The 8,288-nt window shown below is 73.4% G+C and carries 9 protein-coding genes; 3 read left to right on the forward strand and 6 right to left on the reverse strand.

Annotated elements, in window-relative coordinates:
* The gene (locus tag BM093_RS07735) at positions 1-537 is read right to left on the reverse strand and encodes an Rv1352/Rv1906c domain-containing protein (RefSeq protein ID WP_093339300.1); all 537 of its coding nucleotides are present in this window, start codon (positions 535-537) and stop codon (positions 1-3) included.
* A gap of 209 nt (positions 538-746) precedes the next feature.
* On the opposite strand from BM093_RS07735, the gene BM093_RS35810 reads away from it, so the two are divergent.
* Positions 747-1,433 (forward strand): putative immunity protein, encoded by a 687-nt coding sequence (locus BM093_RS35810; protein WP_177238319.1) that lies wholly within the window; start codon positions 747-749, stop codon positions 1,431-1,433.
* Positions 1,434-1,727: 294 nt separating this feature from the next.
* Here BM093_RS35810 and BM093_RS07745 read toward each other — a convergent pair whose 3' ends face one another.
* The 4 genes from BM093_RS07745 to BM093_RS07760 form a co-directional block, all read right to left on the reverse strand.
* The gene (locus BM093_RS07745) at positions 1,728-3,158 is read right to left on the reverse strand and encodes a SulP family inorganic anion transporter (protein ID WP_425439118.1); all 1,431 of its coding nucleotides are present in this window, start codon (positions 3,156-3,158) and stop codon (positions 1,728-1,730) included.
* A 167-nt stretch (positions 3,159-3,325) separates the two neighbouring features.
* Complete coding sequence (locus BM093_RS07750) at positions 3,326-3,712, reverse strand: ankyrin repeat domain-containing protein (RefSeq protein WP_177238320.1); 387 nt, start codon at positions 3,710-3,712, stop codon at positions 3,326-3,328.
* Between the two features lie 109 nt (positions 3,713-3,821).
* The gene (locus tag BM093_RS07755; protein WP_093339306.1) at positions 3,822-5,285 is read right to left on the reverse strand and encodes a catalase; all 1,464 of its coding nucleotides are present in this window, start codon (positions 5,283-5,285) and stop codon (positions 3,822-3,824) included.
* Positions 5,286-5,325: 40 nt separating this feature from the next.
* Positions 5,326-5,751 (reverse strand): Fur family transcriptional regulator, encoded by a 426-nt coding sequence (locus BM093_RS07760; protein ID WP_093339309.1) that lies wholly within the window; start codon positions 5,749-5,751, stop codon positions 5,326-5,328.
* Positions 5,752-5,856: 105 nt separating this feature from the next.
* On the opposite strand from BM093_RS07760, the gene BM093_RS07765 reads away from it, so the two are divergent.
* Positions 5,857-6,396, forward strand: coding sequence for a VOC family protein (locus tag BM093_RS07765; protein WP_218162695.1), 540 nt, complete (start codon positions 5,857-5,859; stop codon positions 6,394-6,396).
* Positions 6,396-7,793: an MFS transporter gene (locus tag BM093_RS07770; RefSeq protein ID WP_093339312.1), complete on the forward strand. Its 1,398-nt coding sequence runs from the start codon at positions 6,396-6,398 to the stop codon at positions 7,791-7,793. Before BM093_RS07765 ends, BM093_RS07770 begins: the two co-directional genes overlap by 1 nt.
* Positions 7,794-7,870: 77 nt before the next feature.
* On the opposite strand, the gene BM093_RS07775 is transcribed toward BM093_RS07770, so the two are convergent.
* Positions 7,871-8,185 (reverse strand): hypothetical protein, encoded by a 315-nt coding sequence (locus BM093_RS07775; protein ID WP_093339315.1) that lies wholly within the window; start codon positions 8,183-8,185, stop codon positions 7,871-7,873.
* Between the last annotated feature and the right edge of the window lie 103 nt (positions 8,186-8,288).

An 8,288-nucleotide genomic window follows, 5' to 3' on the forward strand; every position in this document is an offset into this window, starting at 1 on the left:
TCAGGAGCCGGTCACCCGGGTCCAGGTGCACCCGCCGGCGAACTCGACGAACTCACCCGGGTTCAGGCCGATCGACGCCGGCCCCTGGAACCGGCCGTGTGCGAGGGCGGAGGCCGCGACCCCCGAACCGTCCCGGGACCGCTCCCAGGAACAGGGGGCGACCCGGGTCGCGGCGCGGCCGGGCGTCGCCCAGCGTCCGGGTTCGATGTCCGTGCCGACCGCGTAGGTGCCGGTGCGCACCGTCGACCGCGGCCGCTGCACGCTGGTGGCCGGTGTGCTGCGGGTCGGTACCGCCTGGACCGTCGGCAGCGTCCGCGCGGGCGTCTCCGCCGGTACCACGGGGGCGGCGGCCTCCGGCGGTGTCAGGGGGGCGGCCTCCGGCCGGGGCGGCGGCCCGCCGTCGACGCCGGACGCGAGCAGGATCGACCCGGTGACCAGGACGACGACGCCCGCGAGCGGCACCCAGGGCCAGCCGGCGGACCGACGGCCCTCGGCACCGCGTTCGGCGTAGTAGCGCTCGTACGGGTCCCGGCTCATCCAGCGTCCCCCACCGGGTCGCCGGTGCGGGGACGGGACGGGCACGTCGGGTTCACGAGCGACCTTTCGGGCGGGGCTGCGTCGCCCGGTCTGTCGAGATCGCCCCGGCCCCTCGTTAGGTCCGGCCGGCAGTCGTCAGGTGTTCGCAAGGTTGCTCCCGCCTGCCGACGACGGCGGTGCAGGTGACGACGCCCTGCCAGACTCCGCGGATGGCACGGATCGGACCCGGCGACATCGAGCTGACCATGGACGAGCTGCGCCTGGTCGCCCGGTACGCGGTCACCGCCGCCGAGGACGTCCTGGGGCTGTTCGAGCAGGTGCACCCGGCCGACCGCCGTCCCCGGGCCGCGGTCGAGGCGGCGTGGGCCGTCGTCGACGGCGCGGAACGGTCGAGGCGCCAGCGCGTCACCGCGCTGGACGCGCACCGGGCGGCGCGGAGCCCGATCACCGGCAACGCGATCACCCGGGACGCGGTCAGGAGTCCGATCACCGGCGACACCGGCACCGGGGATGCGATCACCGGGAGCCCGGTCGGCGACGACGCCGTCGGAGCTGCGCTCACCGGGGCTGCGAGCACCGGGGGCACGGCCGCCGTCACCGCGGCTGCGCACGCGGCACACGCCGCCGGGGACGCGGCGGCCGCCGCGTACCTGCACCCGTTGGCGCAGGCCACGCAGGTCGGCCACATCCTGCGGGCCGCCGCGCACGCGGCCCGGGCGACCGAGGTGGCCGCCGGCGACGCGCCACGGGTGGGCGACGAGCACCTCGAGCGGGCCCGGCTGCGGGCCACACCGGAGCTGGTCGACGTGCTCCGCCGCTACCCGCCTGCGCCGTCCGGCCGCAGCCGCGTCGCGGCGCTCATGTCGGCGCTGGACACCGCCCTGCGCTCGTCGTGAGCCACCGGATCCACGCGCACGCCGGCGCGTGGTGTCGGCACCGGGACACAGCACCGCGGCACAGCACCGCGACCCACCACTGGAATCGTCCGCCGGGTGAGCGACGACGGGGTGCCCGCCGGCGGACCGCAGGCCGTCGACCGTCGCCAGGAGCTCGCGGATCCGGTCGAGCCGGCGCGGGTACCGGCACCGATCCCCGGTCGCAGGGCCGGGTCGGTGCCCGCCGGTCACAGCGCCCGGTCAGTGCCCGCCGGTCACAGGGCCGGATCAGTGTCCGCCGGTCACAGGTCCGGGTCAGTGCCCTCCGGTCACATACCCGGCGAGACGCCGGTGGCGCGAGTGACTGTCCCGGTTCATCCCGGTCACGCTCGCCTCGACGCCGCGCGCCGCGTACTTGGTCGTGATCGCCTCCAGGGCGGCGACCGTGGAGGCGTCCCAGACGTGCGCCTCGGACAGGTCGATCACCACGCGCGCCGGGTCGCCCGCGTAGTCGAAGGAGAAGACCAGGTCGTTGCTGCTGGCGAAGAACAGCTGCCCGCGCACCCGGTAGGTCCGGGTCGTGCCGTCCGGGTCGAGCTCGGATGTGACCTCGACCAGGTGCGCCACGCGCCGCGCGAACAGCACCATCGCCACCAGCACGCCGACCCCGACGCCGTAGGCGAGGTTGTGCGTCCCGACGGTGACCGCGACCGTGGAGAGCATCACCGCCGTCTCGCTGCGCGGCATCCGGCGCAGCACCGACGGCCGGACGCTGTGCCAGTCGAACGTCCCCACAGACACCATGATCATGACGGCGACGAGCGCCGCCATCGGGATCAGCGCGACGAGATCGCCCAGCACGACGACGAGGATCAGCAGGAACAGCCCGGCGAGGAACGTCGAGATCCGGGTGCGGGCGCCCGACCGGACGTTGATCATCGTCTGGCCGATCATCGCGCACCCGCCCATGCCGCCGAAGAAGCCGGTGACGATGTTCGCGACGCCCTGCCCCCACGACTCGCGGGTCTTGTCGGAGTGGGTGTCGGTGATGTCGTCGACGAGCTTGGCGGTCATCAGCGACTCGATGAGGCCGACGAGGGCGATCGCGATCGCGTACGGCGCGACGACGGTCAGGGTCTCGAGCGTGGGCGGGACGGCGGGGACGCCGAACACCGGTAGCGCGTCCGGCAGCGCGCCCTGGTCGCCGACGGTCGGCACCGCCACGGCGGCCGCGACCGTGAAGGCGGTCAGCAGCACGATCGCGACCAGCGGCGCGGGGACCACCGTCGTCCACCGGGGCAGGCCGACCATCACCCCGATCCCCACCGCGGTGAGCACGTAGACCGGCCAGGGGACGTTCCACAGGTGCGGCAGCTGGGCGGTGAAGATGAGGATCGCCAGCGCGTTGACGAAGCCGACCATCACGCTGCGCGGCAGGAAGCGCATGAGCCGGGCGACGCCCGCCACGGCCAGGAGCACCTGGAGCAGCCCGCCCAGCACCACCGCCACCAGGAGGTGGTCGACGCCGTGTTCCCGGACCAGCGGTGCGACGACGAGGGCGACCGCGCCGGTCGCGGCGGAGATCATCGCGGGCCGGCCGCCGCAGAACGCGATGACGACGGCCATCGTGAACGACGCGTAGAGCCCGACCCGCGGGTCGACCCCGGCGATGATCGAGAACGCGATCGCCTCGGGGATCAGCGCCAGCGCGACGACGAGCCCGGCGAGGACCTCGGTACGCAGCACCCGCGGCCCGGGTACGGACAACCCGGACAGGAACCGGGGGCAGGGCAGGACGCGACATCGCCACTTTCCGTGGTGCGGAGCGGGGGCAGCCACGTCGGCGGGGCCACGCATCGGGCCCCGAACCCTACCGTTACGAGGGGGAACCGTTCGGCGGAACCGTCCCGGTGTCAGCCGGCGAGCAGGTGGGCCCGGCCGAACATCGTGGCGGCGTCGCGGGCGCTGGGCGTACCCGCGTCGAGGTCCGCGCCCGCCGCGCGGAGCACGGCGACGACCTCGTCCGCCCCCTTGAACAGTGCTCCGGCGATCGGTGCCTGGTCGCGGACGTTGCGCAGGTCCGGGTCCGCACCGCGCTCGAGCAGGGCACGCACCGTGTCGGCGTGCCCGTGGTAGGCGGCCAGCATGAGCAGGGTGTTCGCGTCGGTGTCGGCCACGTCGACCGGCAGGCCGTGGTCGACGAACTCCGCCAGCTGCGCGGTGTCGCCCGCGCGGGCGAGGTCCATGGCGATCGCGACGACCCGTTCGGTCTGCTCGGGGGTCAGTGCACCGTCGGTCATGAACAGGTCTTCCTCGTCACGGGGTGACGCCCCCGGCACGGGTGGCGGCCACGGTGTCACGTGGCCGCCACCCGTGCCGGGCAGCGGTGGGTGCTTCGGGCCGCGGACCTCAGAGGTTGCCGGCGGCCAGCGCCTCGATCGCCTTGCGGACGCCCTCGCCGTAGGCGGGGTCGGCCTGGGTGCAGTTGGCGATGTGGCGCTCGACGGTGGCCTCGGAGGCACCGTTGATGGCCCGCGCGGTGTTCGCGAACAGCACCTGCTGCTGCTCGGCGGACATGTTGCGGAACAGGTTGCCGGGCTGCTCGAAGTAGTTGTCGTCGTCCTCGCGGAAGTTGAACCGGTCGGCGACGGCACCCACGGCCTGGCGCGGCTCGCGGTAGGCGGGCTGCTCCTGCCAGCGGCCGTAGGAGTTCGGCTCGATGCCGGGGACGCCGCCGTGGTTGCCGTCGATGCGCATGGCGCCGTCGCGGTGGTAGGAGTTCACCGGGTTCTTCGGCGCGTTCACCGGGATCTGGTGGTGGTTCACGCCCAGGCGGTAGCGCTGCGCGTCACCGTAGGAGAACAGCCGGCCCTGCAGCATCTTGTCCGGGGAGTAACCGATGCCCGGAACCACGTTCGCCGGGGTGAAGGCGGCCTGCTCCACATCGGCGAAGTAGTTCTCGGGGTTGCGGTTGAGCTCCCACTCACCGACCTCGATCAGCGGGTAGTCCTTCTTGGACCACACCTTGGTGAGGTCGAACGGGTGGAACCGGTAGTTGTCGGCCTCGGCCTCGGGCATGATCTGGACGAAGAGCTTCCACTTCGGGAAGTCGCCCTTCTCGATCGACTCGAACAGGTCGCGCTGGCTCGACTCGCGGTCCTTGCCGACCAGGGCCTCGGCCTCGGCGTCGGTGAGGTTCTTGATGCCCTGCTGGGTGCGGTGGTGGAACTTCACCCAGAACCGCTCGCCCGCGGCATTGACGAAGCTGTAGGTGTGCGAGCCGAATCCGTGCATGTGGCGGTAGGACGCCGGGATGCCGCGGTCCGACATCACGATCGTGACCTGGTGCAGCGCCTCGGGGAGGTTGGTCCAGAAGTCCCAGTTGTTCTCCGCGTCGCGCATGTTGGTGCGGGGGTCGCGCTTCACGGCGTGGTTGAGGTCCGGGAACTTTAGCGGGTCGCGGAAGAAGAACACCGGGGTGTTGTTGCCGACCAGGTCCCAGTTGCCCTCGTCGGTGTAGAACTTCACCGCGAAACCGCGGATGTCGCGCTCGGCGTCGGCCGCGCCGCGCTCACCGGCGACGGTCGAGAACCGGGCGAACATCTCGGTGGTCTTGCCGACCTCGGAGAAGATCTTCGCGCTGGTGTAGCGGGTGATGTCGTTGGTCACCGTGAAGGTGCCGAAGGCGCCCGAGCCCTTGGCGTGCATCCGGCGCTCCGGGATGACCTCACGGTCGAAGTGCGCGAGCTTCTCCAGGAACCAGACGTCCTGCAGCAGCATCGGGCCGCGCGGGCCGGCGGTCACCGAGTTCTGGTTGTCGGGGACCGGCGCACCGGCCACTGTGGTCAGTGGATTCTGGTTGTTCTCGGGCAACGCGTGCTCCTCGTGGTGGTGCTTTCGTGGTGGTGGCAGCTCACTCGGCAGAGCTGAGACAGTCGGGGCAGATGCCCCAGAACGTCACCTCGGCCTCGTCGAGCACGAATCCATGGGGGTGTCCGATGTCGAGGCACGGGGCCCGGCCGACGACGCAGCTGACGTCGGCGACGGTCCCGCAGCGGCGGCACACCAGGTGGTGGTGGTTGTCGCCCACCCGGGTCTCGAACCGGGCCGGTGACCCGGCCGGTTCGATACGACGGACCAACCCTGCGTCGGTGAGCGCCCGCAGGACGTCGTAGACCGCCTGTGTCGACACCGAACCCAGCTCACGACGGACGGCCGACGTGATCGCCCCGATGTCCGTGTGGGGGTTGTCCGCGACCGTCGTCAGCACGGCGACCCGCGGACGGGTCACGCGCAGGGACGCCCCCTTCAACAGGGCGGCCGCATCAACGGTCGGCATGGGACGAGCCAATCACTTTTTCTGGAATGAGTCAAAACAACGACCCGGCAGGTCGGTGCCCGTGCCGGCTTCCGGGTCCCGGCAGCGGGCCGTAGCGTGCCGCCGGTGGAGCAGCGCATCAGCCTCGTCACCCTGGGGGTCACCGACCTGGCGCGGTCCCGCGCCTTCTACCGGGCTCTCGGCTGGCGGGGACAGGAGGTCGAGGAGACCGTCTTCTTCCAGGCAGGCGGGCTCGCGATCGTGCTCTGGGACCGGGGGAAGCTCGCCGCCGACTGCGGGCTGGACGATGCCCGGGCCGGCGGGTTCGACGGGATCGCGCTCGCCCACAACGTCCGCTCCGATCGGGAGGTCGACGAGCTGCTCGGCACCGCCGAACGGGCCGGCGGCACGGTGACCCGACCGGCGGCCACGTCGGTGATCGGCTTCTACTCGGGCGTGTTCACCGAATCCGGACGGGCACGCCTGGGAGATCGCCCACAACCCCGGCTTCGCGCTCGCCGCGGACGGGACGCTGACGCTGCCCGACTTCGGCCGGGGGTGAGGCCCGGTGCCCGCGCACCCGTGGGCGCCCGCGCCGATCCCGGGCACGGACCGCGTCGGGGCGGTACCGTACCGCCGGTGAACGGTTCCGGCGGGACGTCCTGATGCGCGGCGGGGACGCCCACCCGGCACCGTCCCCGCCACCGAGCAGCCGAGCACCGGCCCTGACGATCCTGGCGCTCGCCCAGTTCACCACCACCCTCGAGTTCTCGATCGTCCACGTGGCGCTCCCCGCCATCGACCGCGACCTGCACCTGGGCCCGGTGCTGCTGCAGTGGGTCCCCAGTGCCTACGCCGTGTTCCTCGCCGGCCTGCTGCTCGTCTCCGGCCGGCTCGCCGAGCGGTTCGGGCCGCTCCGGATGTTCCGCTGGGCGGTGCTGCTCCTTGCCGCGGCGAGCGCGCTCGCCGCCGTCGCCCCGGACAGCGCGACCCTGCTCGGCGCCCGCGCTGCGCAGGGTGCGGCCGCCGCGTTGCTGCAGCCGGCCGCGCTCGGCCTGCTCCAGCACGCCGTTCCGGACCCGGCCGCCCGCGCCCGGGCGTTCGCGGCGTGGAGCGCGGCCGGCGCCACCGGGCTCGCGGTCGGCGCCGCCGTCGGGGGCCTGCTCACGCTCGTCTCGTGGCGGTGGACCTTCGCGGTCACGGTCCCGCTGCTCCTGCCCTGTGCGGCCGGGGCCCTGTTCCGGCTGCGGGCACCGGCCACGCCGGCCTGCCACCGGGCCGTGCCCGTCGCGGCGGCGCTGCTCGGGACCGGCGCGGCGCTCGCCGTCGTCACGGCCCTGACCGTGATCGCCGGGACCGGACGCCCGGGCGCGGCGACGGTCCTGGTCTGTGCGGCTGCCGTCGTCCTGCCGGCGGTGTTCCTGTGCCACGAGGCCCGTGCACAGCGGGTCCTGGTCGACCGCGCCCTGCGCCGGTGCCGGAACGTACGGCTCGGCACCGCTGTCGCCGCGCTGTACATGGCGAGCGCGGGGTCGACGTACTACCTGCTGACGCTGCTGCTCCAGCAGGTCCACGGCCGCACCGCGTTCGCGGCCGGGGTCGCCTTCCTCCCGCTCACCGTGAGCGTCGCGGTGGCCGGACCGCTCGCCGGCCGGCTGCTGCACGGCAGGTCGCCGGCGCGCGTGGCCTGCGCGGGGTTCGCCCTGTGCGCCGCCGGGTTGTTCGGGCTCTCGGCCGTGGTCGACGCCCCGTACCCGGTGATGCTGCCGGCGCTGGTGCTCACCGGCTTGGGCAACGGAGTCGTCTTCACCGCCCTGTTCGTGCTGGGCACGACGGGCGTACCCGCCGGGCTGCGCGGCAGCGCGGGTGGCCTGCTGACCACCGGCCAGTACGTCGCGGGCGCGGTGGCCCTGGCCCTGCTCACGCTCGTGCTCGGCCCCGGGGTCGACGCCACACGGATCGGCCTGTGCCTGGTGCTGACGGCCGCCGCGGGAACGCTCGGGTTCCTCGTGACCGCGCGACGCGCGCTCACGGAGGCGCAGTATGGCCCCGGGTGGCCGTGACGCCCGGGCCGGCCCCCCGACGACGGCGGGGCCGGCACCCGCACGGGATGCCGGCCCCGCCGCGCGGGACGTCCCTCCTAGTCGAAGGGCCCGTTGAGCAGACCGCCCACCGGGCCCTCGACGTAGCCCGGGGTCACCGGCGGGAACTCGACCTCGGTCCCGGCCACGCCCTCGGGCCGGTTGCCCGGCGAGTAGCTGTCGGCCGCGTCCAGCACGCCGTACCCGGCCGTGCCACCGATGGCACCGACCGCGTCCACCGCCTGGGTCGGGCTCTGCGTACTCGGGTAGCCGTGCCCGTCACCCTCCTCCGCGGCCGCCATCCCGGCCAGCGGGAACGCCACGGCACCCAGGGCGCCGACGGCGACCAACGAGCGTCGCATCCGGTTGTTCATCGCATCCGTCCTTCGGTTCGGGGAGCATTCCCCGCACGACACCGCGGTGCCGCACGTCCTCGAGCGGCCTCGACGTCACATCGCGCCGGCGCCGGCCTTGATC

Source organism: Pseudonocardia ammonioxydans (genome assembly GCF_900115005.1).
Taxonomy (GTDB): domain Bacteria; phylum Actinomycetota; class Actinomycetes; order Mycobacteriales; family Pseudonocardiaceae; genus Pseudonocardia; species Pseudonocardia ammonioxydans.

Excerpts from the sequence above, each read along its gene's own strand:
- BM093_RS07760 (WP_093339309.1), bottom strand. The coding sequence starts at position 5,751 with ATGCCGACCGTTGATGCGGCCGCCCTGTTGAAGGGGGCGTCCCTGCGC.
- BM093_RS35810 (WP_177238319.1), top strand. The coding sequence starts at position 747 with ATGGCACGGATCGGACCCGGCGACATCGAGCTGACCATGGACGAGCTG.
- BM093_RS07770 (WP_093339312.1), top strand. The coding sequence starts at position 6,396 with ATGCGCGGCGGGGACGCCCACCCGGCACCGTCCCCGCCACCGAGCAGC.
- BM093_RS07750 (WP_177238320.1), bottom strand. The coding sequence starts at position 3,712 with ATGACCGACGGTGCACTGACCCCCGAGCAGACCGAACGGGTCGTCGCG.
- BM093_RS07735 (WP_093339300.1), bottom strand. The coding sequence starts at position 537 with ATGAGCCGGGACCCGTACGAGCGCTACTACGCCGAACGCGGTGCCGAG.
- BM093_RS07775 (WP_093339315.1), bottom strand. The coding sequence starts at position 8,185 with ATGAACAACCGGATGCGACGCTCGTTGGTCGCCGTCGGCGCCCTGGGT.